Source organism: Sedimentibacter saalensis (assembly GCF_007830175.1).
Classification (GTDB): Bacteria; Bacillota; Clostridia; order Tissierellales; family Sedimentibacteraceae; genus Sedimentibacter; species Sedimentibacter saalensis.
Genome location: NZ_VLKH01000011.1, coordinates 69,025 through 92,992, shown reverse-complemented (window position 1 = coordinate 92,992; position 23,968 = coordinate 69,025). Strand labels below are relative to the sequence as shown.

Here is a 23,968-nt window from a genome sequence, read left to right as displayed (position 1 = left end):
TATTTGATACTCAAAGTATATATGTAAAGACACAGATTGTCAAGAAAAAATAAAACAGTGCCGCATTTGCGACACCATTTATTTTAAAATTGTGAACTGTACTCTTCCAGTGCAGCCTTGGTATTTTCTTGTTTTTCTTCTATGGCTGCCTTGACCATCAGGTCCTTGACCTTCATGAGTCTTGTCTGATTTCCTCTTTCATTTTCATCAAGCTTCATTTGGATGTACTTGATTGTTTCCTGGAACTGAGGAATCATTACATATTCAAGAGCATTAACTCTTCTTCTTGTCTTTTCTATTTCAGCCGCAAGAAGTTGAACTTCTTTTTCAACAGCAGCCAGACGAAGCATTTCAGGAAATACTCCCGACAAATTTTCAATGGCATTGTCTAACTCTGCCGAAGTGTTGGCAAAACCGTAAGGATAAATGTTAGAAGTGTCATCTGTTGTTGTTGTAAAATCAAAAACCGGCACATCAACACTCATTACATTTTTTCTGCCTACTTCTATGGAAACTCCCTGCTTTGGATACATCAACGCTTCATTCAATACTTCTGAAGACATGACGGCGCTGGCTATTACGAAATTTGAATAGATGCTTCCGATCTGGGCTTCTACTTGCTCTCTTAACCTTTTATTTTCTCTGGCAAGCTCCAAAAATTGCTTCATAAGCTCATCACGTTTATCTTTCAGCATCTTGTGACCCTTAACAGCCACTTTTAATCGCTTTTTCAAAGAGGTTAACACCATTCTGGTCGGATTTACATTTAACCTTGCCATGCGTTTCCCCCCTCATTATTCATTTTTTGGATAGTATTTTTCGATATACGCGTCTCTTATACGTTTCAATTCACTCTTAGGAAGAAGTGTCAAAAGATTCCATCCTATTTCCAAAGTTTCTTCAATTGTTCTGTTTGTTTCATATCCCTGTGACACATATTTCTTTTCAAATTCATCAGCAAATTTTGCATAGAACTTATCTGTATCGGAAAGAGCAGCCTCACCCAGTATTGCCATGAGCTCTTTAGCTTCCTTACCTCTTGCATAAGCTGCAAAAAGCTGGTTCAGTACGTCTGAGTGGTCTTCTCTTGTTTTTCCTTTGCCTATACCTTTGTCTTTCAAACGTGAAAGTGAAGGAAGAACGTCTATAGGAGGCTTGATATTCTTTCTGTACAATTCACGGGAAAGAATTATCTGTCCTTCTGTAATGTATCCTGTAAGGTCAGGAATAGGGTGAGTTTTATCGTCTTCAGGCATTGTGAGTATAGGAATCATGGTGATAGATCCTTCTGTATCTCTTTTTCTTCCTGCTCTTTCATAAAGTGAAGCCAAGTCAGTGTAAAGATAACCTGGATATCCACGTCTTCCCGGAACTTCCTTGCGGGCTGCGGATACTTCACGGAGAGCTTCTGCGTAGTTTGTTATGTCTGTAAGAATTACCAGGACGTGCATTCCTTTTTCAAATGCCAGGAACTCAGCAGCAGTCAGAGCCATACGAGGAGTTGAAATACGTTCGATGGCAGGGTCATCTGCAAGGTTCATGAACAATACTGTTCTGTCTATTGCACCTGTTTTCCTGAAGTCTGTAATGAAGAAGTCTGCTTCTTCGTAAGTGATACCTATTGCTGCAAATACAACGGCAAAGTTTGATTCAGTTCCGAGAACTCTAGACTGACGTGCAATTTGTGCCGCAAGGTCAGCGTGAGGCAGACCTGAGCCTGAGAATATAGGCAGCTTCTGACCTCTAACAAGTGTGTTAAGACCGTCTATTGCAGATACTCCTGTTTGTATAAACTCATCAGGATAGTCACGTGCTGAAGGATTCATAGGCAGACCGCTTATATCCATTCTTTTTTCAGGAATTATTTCAGGACCGTTGTCTATAGGTCTTCCAAGGCCGTCAAATACACGGCCAAGCATGTCGTATGACACGGCAAGTTCCATTCCTCTTCCCAGAAACTTAACTTTGCTTTCTGCCAGGTTTATTCCTGCAGAGCTTTCAAACAGCTGTACCAAAGCATTGCTTCCGTTAATTTCCAAAACTCTGCAGCTTCTTGTTTCTCCGTTTGGAAGTTCAATTACTCCCAACTCGTCATATGCTACATTTTCAACATTTTTTACAAGCATCAGAGGACCTGCAACCTCAGATATAGTCTTATATTCTCTAATCATCCTACTCAACCTCCCTGCTTGCTACAAGAGCTGACATTTCAGTTTCAATTTGTTTTCTGATGTCCTCATAAACTCCTGCTATATCTTTTTCTTCTGTATATTTAAATCTTCCTATTCTTTCTCTTACAGCAAGGTCTGACAATGCTTTAAAATCTGCTCCGTCCTTGAGTGCTGCCAAGCCGTCTTCATAATATTTCAAAATTAATGTCAAAAGCTTATATTGTTTTTCAAGTGAAGTATATGTGTCAACTTCATGGAAAGCATTTTGATGCAAGTAGTCTTCTCTTATGGAACGGGTAGCTTCAAGCTTGAGCCTGTCGTCAACTGAAAGTGAATCAACGCCGACCAGCTGGACTATTTCGTTCAATTCAGCTTCTTCCTGCAAAAGCTTCATTGTTTCTGCACGAAGCTCTGACCAGTTTCTTGCCACATTTTCATCAAACCATTTGTTAAGTCTGTCAACATACAAGGAGTAGCTGTTCAGCCAGTTGATTGCCGGGAAGTGACGCTTGTAAGCAAGCTGAGCATCAAGAGCCCAGAATACTTTTACTATACGAAGGGTTGCCTGTGAAACAGGTTCTGAAATATCTCCTCCTGGAGGTGATACGGCTCCTATTGCAGACAGCGTTCCTTCTCTTCCTTCTGAACCAAGGCTTATAACTCTTCCTGCTCTTTCGTAGAACTGAGCAAGACGTGATGCAAGGTAAGCCGGATATCCTTCTTCACCAGGCATTTCTTCAAGACGGCCTGACATTTCACGAAGAGCTTCCGCCCAACGGGATGTTGAGTCTGCCATCAACGCTACTGAATAACCCATGTCTCTGAAATATTCTGCTATTGTAATACCTGTGTAGATGCTTGCTTCACGGGCAGCAACAGGCATATCTGATGTGTTTGCTATTAAGACTGTACGCTTCATAAGAGATTCACCTGTTCTTGGGTCCTTTAATTCAGGGAACTCCATAAGAACGTCTGTCATCTCGTTTCCACGTTCGCCGCAGCCTATATAAACAACTATCTCCGCATCAGCCCATTTAGCCAGCTGATGCTGAACAACTGTCTTTCCGCTTCCGAAAGGTCCCGGAACAGCTGCAACTCCACCCTTTGATATAGGGAACATTGTGTCTATAACTCTTTGTCCTGTAACCAGCGGTCTTTCCGGAACAAGTTTTTCCTTGTATGGACGACCCTTTCTTACAGGCCATTTTTGCATCATTGTAAGATTTACTTTTTCTCCGTTGTCTTTTTTAACAACATATACTGTTTCTTCAACAGTGAAGCTTCCTGATTTTATTTCTTCAATTGTTCCGCTGACTCCATAAGGAACCATTATTTTTTGCTGAACAACAATTGTTTCTTGAACAGTACCTACGATATCACCGGCCTGAACCTTGTCACCAACCTTTGCTACAGGAACAAATTCCCACTTCTTTTCTCTGTTAAGAGATGGAACCTGAACTCCTCTTGCTATGTTAGGTCCTGCAATTTTTCTTATTTCTTCCAATGGACGCTGAATACCGTCATAAATTGTTTCAATAAGACCAGGTCCCAATTCTACTGACAACTGTGCACCTGTAGTTACCACAGGAGCTCCTGGAGCTAATCCTGCTGTTTCTTCATATACCTGTATAGATGCTTTGTCGCCGCGCATCTCTATAATTTCACCAATCAATCCCTGTTCACTTACACGTACAACGTCGAACATGTCTGCTTCTTTCATTCCTTCTGCAATGACAAGCGGACCGGATATTTTTACTACTCTACCTTGGCTCATTAAATAAATCACCTGCTTTCAATTTTATATACATTTGTTTATTAGTCATTGTTGAACAATATGTCGGCACCGACTGCTTTTTCAACTGCCTTTTTGATATTCTGAATTCCTATTCCTTCAGTTCCATGCATTCCGGGAATAGGTATTATTGCCGGCAGGCGTTTTTCATTGTATTCGTAAACAGTATCCTTGATTTCAGCATAGAAATTTTCCGTAATATAGATTATGGCATAATCTTCCTTTGCTATCTCACGAAGAGTGTGTCTTGCATCATCTTTCGTTATACAGTCAAAAACATCAAGTCCAACTGCCTTAAAACCCAGAATACTTTGTTTATCTCCTATAACACCTATCTTATACATAAGTCTCTCTCAACCTCTCTCTGATAAGTTCCGGCGAGATACCTGCAAGTTTGCCTGCCATTATAATTCTTGCAATTTTAATCTCGTTGTCCTTTGCTATTAGGTAGCCTGCAAGAGGCTCTATTCCAAAAGGAATATATTTAGCACCCTTAACATGCTCGATGATTTTGTTGTCCAGAAGTTTTTCAAGCTTTGTAAACATTCCTGTGCTTACCAGTGATTCTGTGCCTTCAAGGAATAATTCCCTGAAGCCGTATGCCGAAAGCTGCTCAGCAAACTTTTCAAAAGGCTCATCGTAGTTTTTGATAAACACCTGTTCATTAATTTTTCCGCCGTTTAAGAAAACCTTCGTGAAAAAGTCCCATGACTTGTTCATTCTTTTAAGTCTCACATATGTTTTCAAATTGATTGCATCTATTTGCATCTTGACATAATCAATTATAAAATTGCTGTTTGTGTTTTCTGCTGAACTGAGCATTTCATCATAACAATATTTGTCCAGTACAAAATCTATTACCTGAGGATCATTTGTTTTAGGAAATGTTTCGATTATTTCCTTTAAAGCTTTGCTCATGTTTTCTGTGAGGCCTGAAAAGTCTCTTTCTTTTACAGAATATTTCAAAACTTTCAGGTCTATGGATCCGGTATCAACAAGATTCTCTGAAGCATCTATTCCTAAGTATTCCGCCTTCATGATTACCTTTAAATTGTGATAATCGTATGGATACAAGAACATGTTGAAGAAATCCAGCTCAGGAGCTACAGAAGTTATGAAGTCATATGTCTTCTTATGTTCAAATGATAAGAGCTTTTCATAGTCATTAGGTTCGACTGCTTCGCCGGAATTGCCGTAATTCAGATCATCCAGCACCCTTAAGGCATCTTCATTTGTTTTTGCATCAATCATCTTTTCTGCTCTTTCACGAGTAAGCATGTTTTTTTCAACACTTCGAACACGTGCAGTAGAAAACAAATAATCTGTATCTTTAATCTTTGCCAAAGCCATTCCTCCTTTCAGGCAGGAAAATTATTTAAAAAGCGCATTTGCAACTTCGTTTGTAAGTTCATCCCTCATGGAGTCCAATATGGTTTCAAAGGTGCTGTTGATTTCAATTGATCCGTTGTTAAGCACAAATCCTCCGCTTGATTCAATTGTTTTATCGCTTAATACAATCTTTTCTGCTTTTAATTTTTCATTGACTGCTTTAACTAATTTTTCGCCGATTTTGTTCTTGTCACGCTCATTCAATATTATTGTTCCCTTGCAATTTGGAATCTTTACAATTTCATCTGTAAGGAAATTTAAATACTCGTCTTCTGGCATTGTTTTAAGCTTTTCAAGTGCTGAATTGAAGCTTTTCTTAATGACTTCCTGCTTTGCGGAAAGCATCATTTTTCTTCCTTGAAGCTCTGCAGCAGATACCTTTCTGCTTTTCAAGCCTTCAGCTTCCTTTTCAGACTTTTCTGCAGCAGCTTTTATAATTGCTTCAGCTTCTAATTTAGCTTTATCTATTATGTCTTGCTTAGTTTTCTCAGCATTTGCTATGGAAATCTCAGCAATGTTTCTTGCATCGCTTAAAATATTCGTAGTTATATTTTCAATGCTCATCTTTTCACATCCTTATTTAAATTTTAGTACTTTTATTAAATAGCAATTCCGTTTATCATAAGGAAAGAAATAAGAAGTGCCAATACTGCATATGTTTCAACCATTGCAGCGTAAACCATAGCTTTTGCTATTTCTTCTGGTCTCTTGCCAATAAGCATAATACCAGCTGCTGCAACCTTGCCCTGATGAATTGCTGAAATAATACCTACCACACCTATAGGAAGAGCTGCTGCAAGGAATAATCCTCCCTGAACTGCTGAAAGTTCTGCCATGCTTCCGCCTAATAAACCGATTTTGTTAAGGATGATAAATGCAACCAAAAGTCCATATATACCCTGAGTACCAGGCAATGCCTGCAAAATCAATGTAGAACCAAATTTCTTAGGATCTTCCGCAACAACTCCAGCTGCTGCCTGACCTGCTATACCAACGCCTATTGCACTTCCTATACCTGCCAATGCAGCCACAGAAGCTCCTAAAATTGCTAAAAAGTTACCACTAACTAAAATATTGTTCATTTAAATTTCCTCCTTGATTATTCTGTTATATTTAGTTTTTTTCGTAAACGGCTTGAATGGCTCTCCGCCGCCTTCATAAAATTTACCGAAGAATTCAACATACTGCAGTCTCGCAGCATGTACGAAAGCTCCAAGAGCATTTATTGCAAAATTGAATGTGTGTCCTATAATCATAACCACCACAAACAACAATATGCCAAAAACGTTTCTGCCTCCCATAGAGCCCAATATGCTCATAACGGAAGATACAACCCCTGTAGCCAATCCTAAGGCCAAGAGTCTTGAATATGATAGAACATCACTTAAATAACTTGTTATGTTGTACAGGCTCAATACACCGCTTATGAGTTTACCCGCAATATTCTTTTTCGCTCTTCCTTGAGTAAGAACTAAACCTAAAGCAAATATTATGGACATCCATTTGCCTATCTGCCCTGAACCCGGAATCACTGTATTACCGAATAAAAGCAATATCAATCCTATTATAAGTCCATACCAGAAACCTATGTCAAACAAGGCATCCAGAGGATTTCCGTCTCTTATGAGAATGTGTGCCTTTACTGCCATACCGGTGAACAAGTGGATAATTCCGAAAACAAATGATACTATTAAAAGTGTCATAGGTTGTTCCATGGGATTCAGCCACAAAGGTTTCACAGTAAAATCAGAATTGAACAACAGTCTTGCTGCAGCAGGTATGGCATCACCGAACCAGCTTCCAAACATCACTCCCCAGAATGCAGTTGATATTCCACAGTAGAAAAATACTCTCATAAGCTTTTGAATTGATCCTTCAAGCTTGAACTTCTTCAAAACCATGTAAGTTGCTGCGGCCATAATCAAACCATAGCCCACATCTGCAAGCATCAGCCCAAAAAATAAGCAATAGAACGGAGCCATGTATGGTGTAGGATCTATGTTGCTTGATGAAGGTAGACTATAAAGCTCTGTAATTGCTTCAAAAGGCTGTGTGAAAGAATTGTTTTGCATAGCTATAGGAGTTTGTTCTCCTTCTTCAGGTTCATATATTTCAAACCAGCACTGATGTTTGTTGAGTACATTCTCAATCTGTTCCTTGCTTACCTCAGGTATCCACCCTTCAATATAGAAAGTTGAATCTGTGTTCAGCAAGTTCCCAAGTATCTTATTTTTGTCTCTTTCAATTACCAGATAATCATAAAACAGTTGAATTTGTTCCTTGTATGGAACATAATCTGTAATATTTTTTTCAACTTCTGATTTATTTTCAGAAATTTCTTTCAAATTGTTTTCATACTGCACAATGTTTTGGGCTGCAGTACCCTTTAAATCTTTGAAAGCCACTGTGTTGAAACCATATTGCTTTAAAATCTCATAAACATCATCTTTTTCCTTTATGAGGCATATAATTGAAAAATAATGTTGATCCTTATCGCTTCCAACAAGATTTGCTATGCATCTGTCTGTTTTTTCCCGAAGATCAGACTTAAGCTTTTCAACATCAACTATATTTGGAACAACACCGGTAAAGATGCTTGTATACTTTGTTTCGGTTAATTCCAAAGGAATCTCGTAACTTGCCCAAGGCTTTAAACTGAGTATGGCTGTCTCAATTTTATTTTCCTCTGAACTTAGCTCATTGAAGCTCTTGTTCATATCCAGCACCTTTGCTACGTTTTCCTCAGTCTTGCTTAATTCACTGATGGCATTTTCAAAATCTTTTGAAGATATTGATTTTCTTGTAAAGAACATTGGTTTTTTACTTTTGTCATACTTTTCCAGACTGTTTAAAACTTCGTTTATTTTTGATATTTTCGCATCACAGTCCAGCACTTCAACTTCATTTCCATCTTTTTTAACATAGGAAATCCACTCCGGGTCGGTCAATTTTGAATCCTGGGCACTTATTTCGACCACTCCTAAATCCATGAGTTCCTTTATTAATGAAGATTTAATGCTGCTTAAACCTATGGTGCTTATTTTCTTCATCTTAACTATTGCCACTGGCCTTCACTATCCTTTCCAGTATAATTGATGCTGCATTATCCATGTTTTTTTCTGCGCTTTTTAAAATGTCATCACATTTTTTTGCAGCGTCGCTGATTATGCTGTCATAAAGAAGCTGTCCCTGGGATTCTGCTGCTTTTAGCACATCAGTTCTTTTTGACTCAGCATTTTCTCTTGCTTCATCAACAATTTGTAGAGCTTGCGCATTAGCATTGGTAATAATTTGTTTTGCTTGCTGAGCGGCTTCTCGTTTTGTGACTTCAGCCTTTTCCTCTGCCTCCTTTATTACCTTGATTATTTCAATAGACACTATACCACCACCTCTGTCAAATATTTTTATAAAATCAAACATTTTCCTATTTCATTAATAATAAAATATAAAAAAATGTTTGTCAATAAATTTGGAATAATATAACATGCATCCATGAAATATTCCGTATTAATTTTCTTTGAAGCACACTGCTTGTTATTAAAGTGACAAGTTGCGATTGTAAATTTTTCCCCATTTTTGAATAAAAAAACCTTATTTTTCTTAGGTTTTTAAATTTGTAAAATGTAAGAAACCGTAAAATTCAACTGTTACCCTTAACAGTATATTTAATTTGACTTTACTTGACAAGTACGCACTTTTTTGTACTATAGTACCCTAAAAGATACTTAATTTAGATCCGGATTGTTATCTTTATATCCAAGTTCTAAATACTCTGCACCAAAACCATGCATCATTTCCAGCAAGGGAATTATTTTCTCTCCAAGCTCTGTCAATCCGTATTCAACCCTTGGTGGTACAACCGGATAAACATGCCTGAATATCAAATGATCTTCTTCTAAGCTTCTCAACTGTTGCGTAAGCATTTTTTGAGTGACATCCGGAAGTCTTCTCTTAATGTCATTAAATCTTAAAACCTTGCCGCTTAAATACCAGAGTATCATTATTTTTCTTTTTCCTGCTAAAAGCTTCTGAACAAGAACCATTGGACATACCTTGTACCTTATGCACTTGTCGCTCATATAGCATGTGCTGTGTCTTTCTTTATCACTGAACATATTGTCGCATGAAACTGCACTCATTTAATCACCTCTTCATTGTCTACAGTATCTTTTTGGATACTATGTCCTTATTAGATACGTATATGATATTATAGCACAATAATTTTATAGGGCAAGTGATTTTGTTACATTTATTTTTTGAAATATTTAACTGTTTATGTAATTAACTTTTATTTCAACATAAACTAGTTTTCCGATATTATCATTAAAAATACATGATTTGCACAAATTCAATTGTTCTTTTTATCTATGGTTAAATGTTTAACATGTAATCTCGCTAAAAATAAACAGAAAACGTCTGCAAAGGTTATAAAAATAAAAAAATGTGTCACATTATAAATTATAACACATTTTTTTAAAATATGGAAAATTTATTGTGAAAATATTGTCACAATTCTACTCCACAGCAAATATTAATTCTGCTTCTGCTGCAATTTCGCCATCAACGTAAGCAATAGCATTTCCTATGCCAAAACTAGCCTTTAATTTTGTTATTTCAGTAACAAGTTTCAATGTGTCTCCCGGACATACTTTTCTCTTGAATTTTGCGCTTTTGATTCCACCAAAGTACACGGTCTTGTTTTTGAATTTTTCCATGGAGAGTATGGCTACAGCGCCTGTCTGTGCCAAAGCTTCTATAATGAGAACACCTGGCATAACAGGGTTTCCAGGAAAGTGTCCCTGGAAAAACTGTTCATTCATTGTTACATTTTTAACTCCCACAGCCTTTTCCCCTTCTACGAGCTCCTCAATTTTGTCAATGAGGAGCATTGGGTATCTGTGAGGTATTATTTTTTGTATTTCGCTTGTATTGTAAACCATATTAGTTTCCTTTATATTTTTTAAGAACCAATGTTGCATTGTGTCCGCCAAATCCAAATGCGTTTGACAATGCATAGTCATATTCCTTTTCAATTCCTGTGTTAGGAACGAAGTTTAAATCCAGTTCAGGGTCAGTAACCTGGTGATTTATTGTTGCTGGAATATATCCGTTTTCCAAGGATTTAGCACATACTATTGCTTCTACAGCTCCGGCAGCTCCCAGCAAGTGACCTGTCATGGATTTTGTAGAGCTTATTGGTACATTCTTTGCATTCTCCTTGAAAATGTTCTTTATAGCCTGTGTTTCAAACTTGTCATTGTACAGTGTGCTTGTGCCGTGAGCATTGATGTATCCTATGTCAACAGGTGTTATGCCGGCATCTTCTATGGCATTTTTCATGGCTTTTGAAGCACCTTCTGAACTTGGATCAGGGCTTGTCATGTGATATGCATCGCATGTTGCTCCATAGCCTACCAGCTCTGCATATATTTTAGCTCCTCTTTTTACTGCATGGTCATAATCTTCAAGAACCATTATTCCGGCTCCTTCTCCCATTACAAATCCATGTCTTTCCTTGTCAAAAGGTATTGATGCTCTGTTTACATCTGTAGTTGTTGAAAGAGTAGTGAGGGCAGAAAAACCTGCTATTGAACATGGAGTTATGGCAGCTTCACTTCCTCCGGCAATCATTACATCACAAATTCCATCCTGGATTCTTTTGTATGACTCTCCGATTGCATTTGCTCCTGTTGCACATGCAGTAACTGTGCTGAAGTTCACAGACTTTGCCTGGTACTTAATAGCCACAAGTCCTGATGCAATGTTTGAAAGCATCATAGGAATAAAAAATGTTGACACTTTTCCTGGTCCTTTTTCAAGAAGCTTTGCATGCTCGGCTTCAATTGTATGAATTCCTCCAACTGCACTTCCTACTATTACTCCAAAACGGTCGCTGTCAACTTTTTCTATGTCAAGTCCTGAATTTTTTACTGCTATATCAGCTGCAGCAAGTGCAAACTGGCTGTATCTGTCCTGTCTCTTTGATTCTTTTTTGTCCATGTACAGTGTAGGATCGAAATCCTTTACTTCAGCAGCAAGCTTTACGCTGAATTCAGTAGTGTCAAAAGATTCAATAGGGCTTATTCCGCATGTTCCTTTTTTTACATTTTCCCAAAAAGCATCGCCTGATCCGATTGGACTTACAACACCAACACCTGTTATTACAACTCTTCTTTTCATTTTTTCCTCCAATTTCGATTAATTAAGATTATTAATTCTTAATTAGACTATTGACAAACCTAATTTTTATCAAATCGTAGGGGCGGATCTTGTATCCACCCGTGTTATTAATACAATAATTTTGCTATTTTCGGGAGGACACGAGGTCCTCCCCTACACTATTTTTTTAATTTACATGTAGTATCCGCCGTTGACTGATAATACCTGTCCTGTTATATAGGATGCTTTGTCAGATATTAAAAATTCAACTGCATCTGCAATGTCGCTTGGCTGTCCCAGCTTTTGCAGAGGTATATTTTTCATCATTTCATTTTTTATGTCATCTGGTATTTTGTCTGTCATTTCAGTTTGAATGAATCCAGGTGCCACGGCATTTACAAGGACATTTTTCTTTCCAAGTTCTCTTGCCATAGATTTGGTCATTCCTATAACTCCTGCTTTCGAAGCAGCATAATTTACCTGTCCTGCATTTCCTGCTAGCCCAACCACGGATGAAATATTTACAATTCTTCCGTACTTCTGCTTAAGCATTCTTTTGGAAATGTGTCTGCAGCAGTTAAATGTTCCTTTTAAATTTGTATCGATAACCTGATCAAACTCATCTTCGCTCATCATTGGAAGTATGTTGTCCTTGGTTATTCCTGCATTGTTTACTAACACATCAACAGAACCAAAGTTGTCATAGGCTTCGTCAATAAGTCTCTTGGCATCCTCATAATTTGATATGTCGCATTGTACAGTCACATTTTTAGTTTCTTTGTTTGGAAAATTATTGATTAATTCTTCCATGGAGCTTGTGTTGCTTCTGTAGTTTAATACCAGGTTGTAGCCCAGTTCATTAAGCCTTAAAGCAATTGCAGCTCCTATACCCTTTGAAGCTCCGGTAATAATTGCAGTCTTCATAGTAATCCTTTCCGATGTATTGCATCAATGCCTCAATCCTGCCTAAGCATAAGACAATTCTATTCGCAATAATAATAATTTCTAATACTTAGCAGGAAAATCACCTGCTAAGCATAAGACAATTCTATATATTCTTTGAGGGATGCAATGCTATCTATATTTATTGATTTAACATTTTTATCTATTTTCTTTATAAAGCTTGACAATGTCTTTCCAGGTCCTATTTCAACAAATGTAGTCACACCGTCAGCTATCATTTTTCTTACGCATTCTTCCCATCTAACGGGATTGTAAACCTGTTTTTCCAGCTTATCAGCTATTACCTGATCGTCTTCGTAATATTCTGTGTCTACATTGGAAATAACATTGCATTTTGGTTTCTTGAAATTAATTTTAGCCAAATCTTCCTTAAGCTTTGTACCGGCAGGTTTCAACATTGATGTGTGAAATGGCGCGCTTACCTGAAGTTTAACGGCTCTTCTGATGTTGAACTGGGAGGTCTTTGATAATGCTTCATCTATTGCTTCACTTTTTCCACCCACAACTATTTGTCCCGGACAGTTGAAGTTTGCAGGTTCAAGAAGTCCGCAGCTCTTTGTTACATCTTCACAAAATGCTATTGCATCCTGATCTGTACATCCCATGAGTGCAAGCATTCCGCCTTCGCCCAGAGGAACTGCATTTTGCATGTAGTTTCCTCTGTTGTAAACAAGCTTGACAGCAGTTTCAAAATCCATTGCTCCTGCAGCAGTCAGTGCTGAATATTCACCAAGGGAAAGTCCTCCCATGACAACAGAGTCATCCTTGTTGTTTTTCTTCAAAACTTCATAAATTGCCATGCAAGTTGTAAGAAGTGCAGGCTGAGTTATTTTTGTAACACTTAAATCCTGGTCAGGTCCTTCAAAACAAAGCTTTGCGATGTCAAATCCCAGAGCCTGATTAGCTCTTTCAAAAATTTCCTTGCTTTCTTCGAAATTGTCATAAAATTCTTTTCCCATTCCAGCATACTGAGCGCCCTGTCCTGGAAATACAAAAGCTGTCTTACTCATTACTACCTCCTGAAATAAATGAACTCAAGTTTTTCATAATAGTTTCCGCTTCATCAAACATTTCTGTAATAATTTCCTTGCAGCTTTGTTCTTTGTTCACCAAGCCTGCAATTTGTCCTGACATTACTGAACCGTAATCAACATCCCCTTCAACTGCTGCCTTGTAAAGTCTTCCTCTGCCCAGCTGTTCCATTTCTTCAACGGTTCCGTTGTTCTTTTCAATTTCTTTAAATTGATTCACAAGTTTATTTTTCAAAACTCTTACAGGATGGCCTGTTTTTCTTCCTGTAACAGCCGTGTCTGTGTCGTTTGCCTTTAGAACCTTGTCTTTGTAGTTTTGGTGAACGTTACATTCATTGGCAAGCAAAAATCTTGTTCCAACCTGAACACCCTGAGCTCCAAGGCTTAAGACAGCAGCAATACCTCTTCCGTCGCCGATTCCACCTGCTGCAATAACAGGAATATTTACAGCATCAACCACCTGAGGAGTCAGGCACATTGTTGTAAGTTCTCCTACGTGTCCGCCTGATTCAGTACCTTCGCAGATGATGGCATCGGCTCCGAGCTTTTCAAAATGTTTTGCAAAAGCAACTGAAGGAACAACAGGTATTACCTTAATTCCTGCATCTTTCCAAAGCTTAAGATATTTTCCGGGATTTCCTGCTCCTGTAATTATTACCGGAACTTTTTCCTCCATCAGAAGGTTGCTCACATCGTTGGCATATGGGCTTAAAAGCATTACATTAACACCAAATGGCTTATCAGTAAGCGATTTGATCTTATGTATTTCTTTTTTTATAAATTCCGCAGTGTTGTTGCCTGATGCTATAACTCCTAGACCTCCTGCTTCGGACACGGCAGCAGCTAGCTCAGCATCTGATATTTGTGCCATGCCTCCTTGAAAAATAGGATATTTTATGTTCAGCAGGCTGCATATAACTGTATTAATCATATATTCTCCTCGTATTGTAATAAAATTGCGAATTATTCCGCATAAGAGAAAACGCCCGCAGGCGTCTTCTAATTAATTATTGTTTGTCTGTAATGTAGTTTACTATATCTCCAACTGTTACAAGCTTGCCGTAATCTTCTTCATCAATAGTGATGTCAAGCTCATCTTCTATTTTGCTGATCAATTCGAAAAGATCCAGTGAATCCGCTCCCAAATCGTCTTTAATTTTGCTGTCAAGATTTATATTTTCTTCCTCTACGTCCAATTCCTCAACTAAAATTGCTTTTACTTTTTCTAAAATCATTATTTCCTCCATAAATTTAGATGTTTTAATGTCTATTATTTTGATATCATTTTTTATTTTATTTCAAATATTTTGATATTCGAAGTATAATATAAAACAGACTGTTTGTCAATATATTTATTATAACAAATTACAACTATTTAGGACAACAGAGCCCTTTGTCAGTACATTTTTCTGGGCGGCCAGCATATTTTGACGCTCATTGTGTTTTATTTGACATATGTTTTTGTCTTCATTTAATATTTGGCAAAAAAACAAGCCTGTTGTTTACAGGCTAAAACTATTGACTCCATATTATATAAAAACTAAGGGCTGGTTACGATAGACTGCGGGCGGACAGTAGTCCTCCCTACATTATTGACAGGCTTTGATTACAGCATTTTTTTCTTAATGGCATCTATTATGTGCATTGCAGCCATTCCGTCACCGTATGGATTAACTGCATTGGCCATTTTTTTGTATTCTTCTTCATTGTTTATGAGTATATTAAGCTCATTGTAAATAACCTGTCCGTCAGTTCCGGCAAGCTTTGCTGTTCCTGCCGAAATACCTTCAGGTCTTTCAGTTTCCTTCCTTACAACAAGCACCGGCTTGCCCAGGGATGGTGCTTCTTCCTGAACTCCCCCTGAATCTGTAACAACAAGGTAACATTTTGACATGAGGTTTGTAAAAGGAAGATAGTCAAGAGGTTCGATGAGGTGGACATTTTCCATTCCGTCAAATAGCTTTCTTGCAATTTCTCTTACCTTAGGATTTAAATGCATTGGATATATTACTTCCACATCTTTATTTTCTTCGGCTGCTCTTCTTACAGCAGAAAAAATATTTTCCATGGGCTCTCCAATATTTTCTCTGCGGTGAGCTGTCAGGAGTATTACTTTCTTCTTTTCAAAATCTATGTTGTTTAATGCTTCTTCGCTAAACTTATAATTTTTGTCTATAACCCAGCCAAGAGCATCTATAGATGTGTTTCCAGTTATGAAAATCTTGTTTTCATCATAGCCTTCCCTGAGCAGGTTATTTTTTGAAGTCTGTGTTGGAGCAAAATGGAAATCTGTAAGTACTCCCGTAAGCATACGGTTTGCTTCCTCAGGATATGGAGAATACAAATTGCCGCTTCTCAGTCCTGCTTCCACATGGCCTATTTTAACCTGGTGGTAAAATGCAGCAAGGGCTCCTGAAAATACTGTTGTTGTGTCGCCCTGTACCAAAATCAGGTCCGGTTTAAATTCTTCTATAACACCTTCAAGTCCTGACAGAGCCCTGCAGGTTATTTGCGTCAGTGTCTGGCCGCTTTGGAATATATTCAAATCATAATCCGGCTCAATATCAAATATTTTAAGAACCTGGTCCAACATGTCTCTGTGCTGTGCTGTTACGCATACCTTTGAGATGAAATGCTCTTCATCATTTTTAAGGGCTTTCACTATGGGGGCCATTTTAACAGCTTCCGGCCGTGTACCGAAAACAACAAGCACCTTTACTTTATTCATCACTACCTCCGTATTAAATGAAGAATTAAGAGTTAAGAATTAAGAATTAAATGAAGAATTTGGGCAATGCCCAAATTCAACTACTAATTTTTAATTCTTCATTCTTCATTCTTAATTGTATTATTGTTCTTTTTTTCTGAAGAATCCTGCTAATTTTGCAAAATAAAATACTGCTATTACCATAATGGTTGCCAGAATAATTCCTATAAACGGATCTGCATCGGCTATTATTACTGCCACAATTCCCAACATCATGCTGATGAAGTACATTATCAATACGGTCTGCCTTTGATTGAGTCCGATTTTCATGAGCTTGTGGTGAAGGTGTTCCTTGTCGGCTTGCATTATTGGCTTGTTGTTTAAATATCTTCTTATTATTGCAAATGTGGTGTCAAATATGGGAAGACCCAAAGCAAATACAGGCACAGCCAGGGCCACAGCCGCAACACTTTTTACCATACCTGAAACAGAAGTTACTGCAAGCATGTATCCCAGAAGCAGAGAACCTGTATCACCCATGAATATTTTTGCAGGGTTAAAGTTAAATGGAAGAAATCCCAAAGAAGCTCCTGCTATTATGGCACACTGCATCATAATGAAGTCGTGTCCCATTGTTGCTGCCGTAAAAAGAAGAGTTGTTGCTGCTATGCTGGCTACACCGGAAGCCAGGCCATCCAAACCATCTATGAGGTTTATTGTGTTAGTGATACCCACAATCCAGAACAATGTTATGGGGTATGAAAGCCATGAGAGCAAGTAGCTCATTCCTGTTTCTGAAAGGGGGTTTGTAATGAAGTGTATCTGAACGCCTCCTCTTAATGCAACAAATGCTGCAATAAGCTGCATGAGCATTTTAATCTTGGCAGGCATTCCATACATGTCATCAACAACTCCTGTTAGCACAATTATTGTTGCGCCTGCCATTATATACATGTTAGTCCTTGTATGAGGCAGATAAACAAACATACATGCCATTATTGAAACATAAATAGCCAGACCTCCGAAATAAGGCATGGGCTTATTGTGTATTTTTCTAGGATCCTTTGGTACATCCAGTGCTCCAACCTTTATTGCAAGCTGTCTTGCAGGCGGAGTCATTATAAAAGATATAATTACAGCTGAAATAAAAGCTATAAAGTAACCAGTCATGAACATTTCCTCTTCTTTATATATTTTCTATTTCCATGATTTTCTTAACTCTGTTCAAGTGTCTTCCGCCTTCAAACTCTGTGGAAAGCCACACATCCACTATGTCAAGTGCAGCCCCCTGACCTATGACACGGTTTCCTAAAGCAAGCATGTTTGCATCGTTATGCATTCTGGACATCCTCGCCATATATTCATTTGTGCACAAAGCACATCTTATACCGTGAACTTTGTTTGCTGCTATGGAAATACCTATGCCTGTTCCGCATATTACTATCCCCTTGTCATCGCTTCCAGCAACAAGTTCAGCAGCTTTTTTTCCGTAATCAGGGTAGTCCACGGAATTTGTGTCATAAACGCCTATGTCGTTTACTTCATAACCTTTCTTAGTCAAGTGTTCCCTTACTGCTTCCTTTAATTCAAATCCTCCATGATCACATGCAAGTACTATTTTCATTTTTCCTCCATTTTTTCACTTAATTCTTAGCTCTTAATTATTTTTTTGTTTCAATTTATTGACAATCGACTCTATCTCATATCGTATTTCGCTCATAACTGACTCATAAACGCTGTATTCCCTGCCGTAGGGATCATGAATGTCAAGATTAATATTACCCGATTCTTCACCGCCTGTAATTCTGGCATATTCCTTAAGCGTAAACACTTTTCCCTTTGATTTAGGCGCATAATTCAATATTGACATCTTATGAGCATCTGTCATGGTTAAAATCAAATCTGAGCTGTTTATCATTTCTCCTGTAAGCTGTCTGGCCCTGTGCCCTGATATGTCTATTCCCTGATTTTTCAAAACATCTATAGCTTTTTGGTTTGCTCTGTCCCCTTGAAAAGCACTTAATCCTGCTGAAGATACATTAATATTTTCAACATTTGAATCAATGAGCATCTGCTTGAAAATTCCCTCAGCCATGCTGCTTCTGCATGTATTGCCGGTGCACACCAATAAAATATTCATAGATACCTCACACAATAATTGTTTCGCTTGCTGCTTTTCCCAATCTGTTCATGATTGCCTTTCCAAGTTCTTCTTCTTCAACAGCCTCTGCAAGAATTACATCCATCCCCATGTGGTCAAAATTTCTCAAATCCTTGAATAAATTAGACGAAATTGATATGGGCTTTGTTCTGTCTCCAACACAAATTGTGGTCTTGTCCTCATAATATTTTTCAGTCTGGACAGTTGACATAATGCCCACCCTTAATCCATCCTGTGTAAATTTATCATAATCTTCAACTATTCTTTGTGCAATATTATCTAAAGTTCCCTTGTACAAAATAACTTTTGCTTTAGGTGAATAATGTCTGTATTTTTGTCCCGGTGATTTTGGAACAATTTTTTCATTGCTTTTAATGATTGCAGGATCGTAATCACATTTTCCTAAAACTCGTGATATGTCTTCTCTTGTTATTCCACCGGGCCTTAGTATCATGGGCACATCCCCAGTCACATCTACAACAGTTGATTCGATTCCTATGTAGGTGCTCCCTCCGTCAATTATCATATCTACCTTGCCCATTAAATCTTCAATTACATGAGAAGCTTCTGTAGGGCTTGGTTTTCCGGAAGTGTTGGCACTTGGTGCAGCAATTGGTTTTCCGCTTTCCTTTATAAGTGCCAGGGCAATTTTGTTTTTTGGAAACCTTATTGCAGCCGTACTAAGTCCTGCTGTTATTTTGTCAGATAATATATCCTTTTTATACAAAATCATAGTCAGGGGACCCGGCCAGAATTTTTCTGCTAATATTATTGCATTTTCCGGAACCTCTCTGGATAAATCATACAGTTCTTCAACATCTTGAATATGAACTATCAAAGGATTGTCCTGAGGCCTTCCCTTTGCCTTGAAAATTTTCTCCACAGCAGTGTCATTTAAAGCATCTGCTCCAATTCCATAGACTGTTTCTGTTGGAAACACAACAACACCGCCGTTGTTGATGATTTGTGCGGCTTCTTTTATTATATCATAGTCCAAATTGTCAGGATCCATTTTAACTATTTTTGTATTTATAATTTCTTTCATTTAATATAATTTCCTTTCCTGCATTCTCATTTAAGAAAATATGCAAAGAATCATTTATCAATAGTTCTATGGCTAATTATATACTACATTATAATTATGTACAAGATTTTACTTCTTAATTAATTTTTAATTTCTTAAAAAAAACTGGCTGCATATATATTAATAAGATGAACAAACAGGAGGAAACTTTGGATATTTTATATTATTTTATATGGGGATTTGTTATTGGCGGAATCGGAACATGTGTTGGTGGAATAGTGTCATTGCTGATTAAAAGCCCCAGTGACCGAACAGTTTCAGGACTTTTAAGCTTTGCAGCAGGAATAATGCTTTCTGTAATTTCTTTTGACCTCATGCCTGAAGCCTATGAAATAGGAGGTTTCTTCATTGTGACATTGGGTCTTTTCATTGGACTTATTGTGGTTTTTTTCGCGGAAGAAATGATTCCCACAAAGAAGCTTTCCAGATATGCAGGCAAAAAACTGGATTACATAAAAATGAGCATGATAATCATAGTAAGTCTCAGCCTGCACAATTTTCCGGAAGGTATAGCCGTGGGCTCAAGCACAGTATACTCTGACAATTTAGGCATAAAAATAGGAATATTGATTGCTGCCCACAATATTCCGGAAGGTATGAGCGTTGGAGTTCCTCTTGTAATGGCAGGAGCCTCGCCCTTGTATGTAATTTTATTGACTCTGCTTACGGGCCTTCCCACAGCATTCGGAGCAGTGCTTGGAGCTGAGCTTGGCGGAATTTCAACTTATTTTATAGCCTTCTGCCTGTCAGCTGCAGCCAGCAGCATGCTTTATGTTTCTGCCAGCCAGTTAATTCCCGAAGCAAACATGCTACATAAAGGTAAAAGCAGTTCTGTATTGCTTTTAATTGGTTTTCTTTGCGGCTGTTATCTTTCATATGCAGTCTAAATATCCAAGTAAATATTGTCGTAGACAAGGCTGTTTTTTTCTATTATTTCTTTGAACTTTTCCATGTCTTCCTTCTGGAACCTTACGCACAGGCCACAGCTTGAACTGATACTTCTTGGAACAGGTATTATTTTAAAATTTACGCCACACTTTTTAAGTGCCGTTTCAACTTTCATTGCATAAGATACTGACTTAAAGGTCATGTAATTGTATTGATTCATAATATTACCCTTATATTTTTTATTTAAGTATACCACATGAAAAAATTCAGTCTAATAAAATAAAGTTATAGCCTGCTTGTTGGTTATAACTCTATTTTATATTATTCCATTTCATCAAGTGTGAGTTCATATCCATCCATGAAATCACTCATGAAAATATTCACATCTTCTCTGTCCATGGAGATCAAGTCTTTTAATATTGTCTGCTTAGCCTTGAGGAATTCCTTGTTTCCCGATTTTTCCTCCTCGATACATTTGATGTAGGCACTTATTTTATCAGCAGCTTTGATTGTCTTCCAAATTTCCTTTTCATCTTCACGAGGTATGAGAATTCCTTCATAATCACTGTAAAAGTCCTCAGGCAAAAGTTTTAAGAGCCTCCTGCTCGCAGCAAGCTCCACATCCTTGTAGGCTGTCTTTATTACAGTGTTGAAATATTTAACAGGTGTTGGCATGTCTCCTGTAAATATTTCGGAAGCATCGTGATAAATTGCATAGAGAACAGTCTTTTCCGGATTTACATCCATGTCAAGACGTCTTTTCTGAATAACAGCAAGGGCATGAGCTATTACCGCAACGTCAAGACTGTGTTCCGACACATTTTCATCCTTGATGTTTCGCATTAGCCCCCATCTGTTTATATACTTCATCCTGGAAATAAAAGCAAAAAAATTAGATTTTTTCATATACCCTGCCTATTACTTAGCAATTGCTCCGGAGGCACCCTTGCTCTTCATTATTTTATCCATGCCTTCCGTTGTTTGTATTGATCCATCCTTAAATACCCACAGAGCCTCCACTCCATCAAGGGACTCAACAAGTGCTCTGCCTTCTTCATAAGGCATCAGGAATACAGTAGTAGAAAGGAAATCAGCTTTGCCTGAATTTTCAGTTACAATTGATACAGCTCTGAAATAATCCCCAGGCATCAAAGTAACAGGATCTATCAAGTGATGAACTCTTGTATCTCCAACCATGTAAAATCTCTGATAATCACCGCTGGTTACAACAGATGCATCTGTCAGAAACACTGTTTCCAATATGCTTTCATCCGATGTGCCAAGAACACCGTCAGGATTTTGAATTCCAACTCCCCACTTGTCTCTAATGCCGTCCATAGGTTTACCAAAAGCTCGTATGTTTCCTCCTGCACTTATGATGCCTGATGTGAAACCTTCCTGGATAATTTCCTTAACAACAATTTCTGTTGCATATCCCTTTGCAACGGCTCCTACATCCAGGCTCATGAGAGGATCCTCAAGATACACAGTTGAATTTTTCTCATCAACTATTACCTTGTTGATGTCAGTGTGTCCATTTGCTTCAAGCAAAATGTCCATAGGAGGAATTTTAGCTTCAGCAGGATTTGCTTCAGCCTCATCTCTGTATTCAGACCAAATTTTCAAAACAGAGCCCAAAGCCACATTTGTTTTCTTTCCTACATTTTCATACATTTCTTTTGTCATGAGGATTAAGTCAATTATTTCCTTATCGACTTTCACAGGCTGTATACCTGCATTGTCGTTAATGGTCTTTATGTTGTTCTTTCCTTCATAAGTGTTGTACTTGTCATATAACTGGTGCAGCTCAAGCATTCTTTCATGAATTTTTTCAGCATATCCGTTGAATTCTTCTTCTGTCTTAGCATAACCCACAACCTGCGTAACCGTATCAAAGGTATCTAAAAAAGTATAGCTGAATTTATCATAAACTTGCTCCTTTTCAGGCTCTTGCTGTTTTTGGCAGCCTGTAAAAAAAGCAAAAATTAAAATTCCTGTCATCAATATAGGAATTATTTTTTTCATATTTATCACCCTAGCTTATAATATCAAATATTTTAAATAATATCAATTATTTTATATAATTAAAAAGGGGCTTTTACAAGCCCCCTAATCTCATTTATTATCTTGCGTTTGCTGCTGCTTCTTTAACAACTGCCTGGTAACCTTCAACAGTGATTGTTACTGATGAAGTCAATTCAGGTACATCTGGAACTGCTTTGTGGTTATCATCTCTTTGTTTAACTGTCAATCCAGTGATTTCTTCAATAGATTTTCCAGTCATCCAGTCTTCAAATGCTTCCATTTGCTCGAACCATTCTTTGCCAATAGCTGAAGCCTTAACCATTCCGTATTCTGCTCCGAGTTCTTTCTTAGTCTTATATTCTGCTGCTCTGTCAGAAGTTACAACACCTTTTTCGTCAAATTTTATTTTAACTTGTGCGTTATCAATTATTGTTCCGGCAACTTTTCCATCTGCTGTCAAAGCTGTTGCAGACATGTATGTATCAGCCTGTGCTAATGGAAGAACATCAGCTGCTTTATCTTTAGAACTTCCTATATGAGTTTCAACTCCAAGTCCTACTTTTTCAGCGCCTGCTACATCCTGTGCGTTTGTCCAAGCTTCTTCAACTGCTGCAAGGTAAGCATCAACAGAGATTGTAACTGATGAAGTCAATTCAGGAACATCTGGAACTGCAGGATGTGATTCATCTCTTGCTTTTACTTTTAATCCAGTGATTTCATCCATTGTCTTGCCAATCATCCAGTTTTCAAAAGCTTCGATTTGTTCAAACCATTCTTTGCCTATGCTTGATGCTTTAACCATTCCATAGTCCGGTCCTAAATCTTTCTTTGATTTAACTTCAGCTGCTCTGTCAGAAGTAACTTTCAGATCTTTGTCAAATGCTATTTTTGTCTGAGCAACATCTATTGTAACGCTGGCAACTTTGCCTTCTGCGTCAAATCCAACTGCTGCTATTGTAACATCTGCCTGGCCAACTGCTGTTTGTTCAGCTGTTGCATCTTTTGATTTACCTATTTCAATATTTTGTCCTAAACCAAATTTGACAATAGGTCCTGCTTCTCCAACTGGTGCTGGTGCTGGAGTTTCAGCTGGTTTTTCCTCAACTGCAGGATATGGGAATGCTGCTGGATCAAGAGCATTGTTAACTGCATATATTATTGCTTTACTTGTATAAGTAGCGCCTGCTATTACATCTACTTCAGTTGAATTAGCTTCAACTATTTTTGCAGGAAGTTGGTCAATCGCGTTTGAACCGATTCCGGCAGTTTCTTTTTCTCCAACTGCTACAACGCTGGTGATTTTGTCACCTTCTTTTGTTACAGTAACAGTAACTTCTCCGCCAAATCCTTCACCTGTTCCAGTTAAAGTTTCAGCTGCAGGAGCTTCTGTCTTTGTTGCACATCCAAATAGAGATGTTACCATCAATAACACCAATACTAAAGATAATCCTTTTTTCATGATACCCTCCAAATATGATAAATTATGTTAAATCACTCAGTAATTATAACACATTGTTTACAAGTTGACAATATTTTTGTAACATTTTGAGAATTTTAAAATATTTTGCTAAAAATTACAAAAATGTTTTCATTGTTCA

26 protein-coding genes are annotated in these 23,968 nt (G+C 37.8%); 1 reads left to right on the top strand and 25 read right to left on the bottom strand.

Annotated elements, in window-relative coordinates; genetic code table 11:
- Positions 1-83 precede the first annotated feature (83 nt).
- From LY60_RS15355 to LY60_RS15255, 21 genes are all read right to left on the bottom strand, one after another.
- Positions 84-779 (bottom strand): V-type ATP synthase subunit D, encoded by a 696-nt coding sequence (locus tag LY60_RS15355; RefSeq protein ID WP_145085878.1) that lies wholly within the window; start codon positions 777-779, stop codon positions 84-86.
- Positions 780-794: 15 nt separating this feature from the next.
- Positions 795-2,171 (bottom strand): V-type ATP synthase subunit B, encoded by a 1,377-nt coding sequence (locus LY60_RS15350; protein WP_019227297.1) that lies wholly within the window; start codon positions 2,169-2,171, stop codon positions 795-797.
- 1 nt (position 2,172) lies between these two features.
- Entirely contained in the window at positions 2,173-3,945 is a 1,773-nt protein-coding gene (locus LY60_RS15345; protein ID WP_019227298.1) for a V-type ATP synthase subunit A, read from the bottom strand.
- 41 nt (positions 3,946-3,986) lie between these two features.
- On the bottom strand, positions 3,987-4,307 hold the full coding sequence (locus LY60_RS15340; protein WP_019227299.1) for a V-type ATP synthase subunit F: 321 nt from the start codon (positions 4,305-4,307) through the stop codon (positions 3,987-3,989).
- Complete coding sequence (locus tag LY60_RS15335; RefSeq protein ID WP_170226268.1) at positions 4,300-5,307, bottom strand: V-type ATP synthase subunit C; 1,008 nt, start codon at positions 5,305-5,307, stop codon at positions 4,300-4,302. The genes LY60_RS15340 and LY60_RS15335 overlap by 8 nt, the downstream gene beginning before the upstream one ends.
- Positions 5,308-5,334: 27 nt before the next feature.
- Positions 5,335-5,916: a V-type ATP synthase subunit E gene (locus tag LY60_RS15330; protein ID WP_145085871.1), complete on the bottom strand. Its 582-nt coding sequence runs from the start codon at positions 5,914-5,916 to the stop codon at positions 5,335-5,337.
- A 35-nt stretch (positions 5,917-5,951) separates the two neighbouring features.
- On the bottom strand, positions 5,952-6,434 hold the full coding sequence (locus LY60_RS15325) for a V-type ATP synthase subunit K (protein ID WP_145085868.1): 483 nt from the start codon (positions 6,432-6,434) through the stop codon (positions 5,952-5,954).
- The gene (locus LY60_RS15320) at positions 6,435-8,417 is read right to left on the bottom strand and encodes a V-type ATP synthase subunit I (RefSeq protein ID WP_212633497.1); all 1,983 of its coding nucleotides are present in this window, start codon (positions 8,415-8,417) and stop codon (positions 6,435-6,437) included.
- The gene (locus tag LY60_RS15315; protein ID WP_019227304.1) at positions 8,404-8,772 is read right to left on the bottom strand and encodes a hypothetical protein; all 369 of its coding nucleotides are present in this window, start codon (positions 8,770-8,772) and stop codon (positions 8,404-8,406) included. The genes LY60_RS15320 and LY60_RS15315 overlap by 14 nt, the downstream gene beginning before the upstream one ends.
- A 305-nt stretch (positions 8,773-9,077) precedes the next feature.
- Positions 9,078-9,491 carry a winged helix-turn-helix transcriptional regulator gene (locus tag LY60_RS15310; RefSeq protein WP_019227305.1) on the bottom strand — a complete coding sequence of 138 codons (414 nt, stop codon included), beginning with the start codon at positions 9,489-9,491 and terminating at the stop codon, positions 9,078-9,080.
- A 375-nt stretch (positions 9,492-9,866) separates the two neighbouring features.
- Entirely contained in the window at positions 9,867-10,292 is a 426-nt protein-coding gene (gene fabZ, locus LY60_RS15305; RefSeq protein ID WP_145085862.1) for a 3-hydroxyacyl-ACP dehydratase FabZ, read from the bottom strand.
- A gap of 1 nt (position 10,293) precedes the next feature.
- The gene (gene fabF / locus LY60_RS15300; protein ID WP_019227307.1) at positions 10,294-11,532 is read right to left on the bottom strand and encodes a beta-ketoacyl-ACP synthase II; all 1,239 of its coding nucleotides are present in this window, start codon (positions 11,530-11,532) and stop codon (positions 10,294-10,296) included.
- Positions 11,533-11,703: 171 nt separating this feature from the next.
- Positions 11,704-12,435, bottom strand: a complete 732-nt coding sequence (gene fabG, locus LY60_RS15295) for a 3-oxoacyl-[acyl-carrier-protein] reductase (RefSeq protein WP_145085858.1) — start codon at positions 12,433-12,435, stop codon at positions 11,704-11,706.
- Between the two features lie 107 nt (positions 12,436-12,542).
- Positions 12,543-13,484, bottom strand: coding sequence for an ACP S-malonyltransferase (fabD, locus tag LY60_RS15290; RefSeq protein ID WP_145085855.1), 942 nt, complete (start codon positions 13,482-13,484; stop codon positions 12,543-12,545).
- Positions 13,477-14,436 carry an enoyl-[acyl-carrier-protein] reductase FabK gene (gene fabK / locus LY60_RS15285; RefSeq protein WP_145085851.1) on the bottom strand — a complete coding sequence of 320 codons (960 nt, stop codon included), beginning with the start codon at positions 14,434-14,436 and terminating at the stop codon, positions 13,477-13,479. Before fabK ends, fabD begins: the two co-directional genes overlap by 8 nt.
- 76 nt (positions 14,437-14,512) lie before the next feature.
- Positions 14,513-14,740, bottom strand: coding sequence for an acyl carrier protein (gene acpP, locus LY60_RS15280; protein ID WP_019227311.1), 228 nt, complete (start codon positions 14,738-14,740; stop codon positions 14,513-14,515).
- A gap of 371 nt (positions 14,741-15,111) precedes the next feature.
- Positions 15,112-16,233: a non-hydrolyzing UDP-N-acetylglucosamine 2-epimerase gene (gene wecB / locus LY60_RS15275; protein ID WP_145085847.1), complete on the bottom strand. Its 1,122-nt coding sequence runs from the start codon at positions 16,231-16,233 to the stop codon at positions 15,112-15,114.
- 120 nt (positions 16,234-16,353) lie between these two features.
- Complete coding sequence (locus LY60_RS15270) at positions 16,354-17,382, bottom strand: glycosyltransferase family 4 protein (RefSeq protein WP_145085845.1); 1,029 nt, start codon at positions 17,380-17,382, stop codon at positions 16,354-16,356.
- Between the two features lie 16 nt (positions 17,383-17,398).
- Complete coding sequence (rpiB, locus tag LY60_RS15265; RefSeq protein WP_019227314.1) at positions 17,399-17,836, bottom strand: ribose 5-phosphate isomerase B; 438 nt, start codon at positions 17,834-17,836, stop codon at positions 17,399-17,401.
- 33 nt (positions 17,837-17,869) lie between these two features.
- Positions 17,870-18,352, bottom strand: coding sequence for a low molecular weight protein arginine phosphatase (locus tag LY60_RS15260; protein WP_145085842.1), 483 nt, complete (start codon positions 18,350-18,352; stop codon positions 17,870-17,872).
- Between the two features lie 7 nt (positions 18,353-18,359).
- Positions 18,360-19,418, bottom strand: a complete 1,059-nt coding sequence (locus tag LY60_RS15255) for an L-threonylcarbamoyladenylate synthase (RefSeq protein WP_145085839.1) — start codon at positions 19,416-19,418, stop codon at positions 18,360-18,362.
- 188 nt (positions 19,419-19,606) lie between these two features.
- Here LY60_RS15255 and LY60_RS15250 point away from each other — a divergent pair, with 188 nt between their 5' ends.
- Positions 19,607-20,344 carry a ZIP family metal transporter gene (locus LY60_RS15250; RefSeq protein ID WP_170226267.1) on the top strand — a complete coding sequence of 246 codons (738 nt, stop codon included), beginning with the start codon at positions 19,607-19,609 and terminating at the stop codon, positions 20,342-20,344.
- On the opposite strand, the gene LY60_RS15245 is transcribed toward LY60_RS15250, so the two are convergent.
- The 4 genes from LY60_RS15245 to LY60_RS15230 form a co-directional block, all read right to left on the bottom strand.
- Positions 20,341-20,565: a putative Se/S carrier protein gene (locus LY60_RS15245; protein WP_019227318.1), complete on the bottom strand. Its 225-nt coding sequence runs from the start codon at positions 20,563-20,565 to the stop codon at positions 20,341-20,343. The two genes, LY60_RS15250 and LY60_RS15245, sit on opposite strands and share 4 nt — an antisense overlap.
- A 101-nt stretch (positions 20,566-20,666) precedes the next feature.
- The gene (yfbR, locus tag LY60_RS15240) at positions 20,667-21,251 is read right to left on the bottom strand and encodes a 5'-deoxynucleotidase (RefSeq protein ID WP_145085833.1); all 585 of its coding nucleotides are present in this window, start codon (positions 21,249-21,251) and stop codon (positions 20,667-20,669) included.
- Between the two features lie 12 nt (positions 21,252-21,263).
- Positions 21,264-22,370, bottom strand: a complete 1,107-nt coding sequence (locus LY60_RS15235; protein WP_145085830.1) for an FAD:protein FMN transferase — start codon at positions 22,368-22,370, stop codon at positions 21,264-21,266.
- Positions 22,371-22,467: 97 nt separating this feature from the next.
- Positions 22,468-23,829, bottom strand: a complete 1,362-nt coding sequence (locus tag LY60_RS15230; RefSeq protein ID WP_145085827.1) for an FMN-binding protein — start codon at positions 23,827-23,829, stop codon at positions 22,468-22,470.
- Positions 23,830-23,968: the final 139 nt, after the last annotated feature.

What these genes read in the sequence shown, in the direction of transcription:
- LY60_RS15355 (WP_145085878.1), bottom strand. Translation starts at nt 779, where the DNA reads ATGGCAAGGTTAAATGTAAATCCGACCAGAATGGTGTTAACCTCTTTG.
- LY60_RS15350 (WP_019227297.1), bottom strand. Translation starts at nt 2,171, where the DNA reads ATGATTAGAGAATATAAGACTATATCTGAGGTTGCAGGTCCTCTGATG.
- LY60_RS15345 (WP_019227298.1), bottom strand. Translation starts at nt 3,945, where the DNA reads ATGAGCCAAGGTAGAGTAGTAAAAATATCCGGTCCGCTTGTCATTGCA.
- LY60_RS15340 (WP_019227299.1), bottom strand. Translation starts at nt 4,307, where the DNA reads ATGTATAAGATAGGTGTTATAGGAGATAAACAAAGTATTCTGGGTTTT.
- LY60_RS15330 (WP_145085871.1), bottom strand. Translation starts at nt 5,916, where the DNA reads ATGAGCATTGAAAATATAACTACGAATATTTTAAGCGATGCAAGAAAC.
- LY60_RS15325 (WP_145085868.1), bottom strand. Translation starts at nt 6,434, where the DNA reads ATGAACAATATTTTAGTTAGTGGTAACTTTTTAGCAATTTTAGGAGCT.
- LY60_RS15315 (WP_019227304.1), bottom strand. Translation starts at nt 8,772, where the DNA reads ATGTTTGATTTTATAAAAATATTTGACAGAGGTGGTGGTATAGTGTCT.
- LY60_RS15310 (WP_019227305.1), bottom strand. Translation starts at nt 9,491, where the DNA reads ATGAGTGCAGTTTCATGCGACAATATGTTCAGTGATAAAGAAAGACAC.
- fabZ (WP_145085862.1), bottom strand. Translation starts at nt 10,292, where the DNA reads ATGGTTTACAATACAAGCGAAATACAAAAAATAATACCTCACAGATAC.
- fabF (WP_019227307.1), bottom strand. Translation starts at nt 11,532, where the DNA reads ATGAAAAGAAGAGTTGTAATAACAGGTGTTGGTGTTGTAAGTCCAATC.
- fabG (WP_145085858.1), bottom strand. Translation starts at nt 12,435, where the DNA reads ATGAAGACTGCAATTATTACCGGAGCTTCAAAGGGTATAGGAGCTGCA.
- fabD (WP_145085855.1), bottom strand. Translation starts at nt 13,484, where the DNA reads ATGAGTAAGACAGCTTTTGTATTTCCAGGACAGGGCGCTCAGTATGCT.
- fabK (WP_145085851.1), bottom strand. Translation starts at nt 14,436, where the DNA reads ATGATTAATACAGTTATATGCAGCCTGCTGAACATAAAATATCCTATT.
- acpP (WP_019227311.1), bottom strand. Translation starts at nt 14,740, where the DNA reads ATGATTTTAGAAAAAGTAAAAGCAATTTTAGTTGAGGAATTGGACGTA.
- wecB (WP_145085847.1), bottom strand. Translation starts at nt 16,233, where the DNA reads ATGAATAAAGTAAAGGTGCTTGTTGTTTTCGGTACACGGCCGGAAGCT.
- LY60_RS15270 (WP_145085845.1), bottom strand. Translation starts at nt 17,382, where the DNA reads ATGACTGGTTACTTTATAGCTTTTATTTCAGCTGTAATTATATCTTTT.
- rpiB (WP_019227314.1), bottom strand. Translation starts at nt 17,836, where the DNA reads ATGAAAATAGTACTTGCATGTGATCATGGAGGATTTGAATTAAAGGAA.
- LY60_RS15260 (WP_145085842.1), bottom strand. Translation starts at nt 18,352, where the DNA reads ATGAATATTTTATTGGTGTGCACCGGCAATACATGCAGAAGCAGCATG.
- LY60_RS15255 (WP_145085839.1), bottom strand. Translation starts at nt 19,418, where the DNA reads ATGAAAGAAATTATAAATACAAAAATAGTTAAAATGGATCCTGACAAT.
- LY60_RS15245 (WP_019227318.1), bottom strand. Translation starts at nt 20,565, where the DNA reads ATGAATCAATACAATTACATGACCTTTAAGTCAGTATCTTATGCAATG.
- yfbR (WP_145085833.1), bottom strand. Translation starts at nt 21,251, where the DNA reads ATGAAAAAATCTAATTTTTTTGCTTTTATTTCCAGGATGAAGTATATA.
- LY60_RS15235 (WP_145085830.1), bottom strand. Translation starts at nt 22,370, where the DNA reads ATGAAAAAAATAATTCCTATATTGATGACAGGAATTTTAATTTTTGCT.
- LY60_RS15230 (WP_145085827.1), bottom strand. Translation starts at nt 23,829, where the DNA reads ATGAAAAAAGGATTATCTTTAGTATTGGTGTTATTGATGGTAACATCT.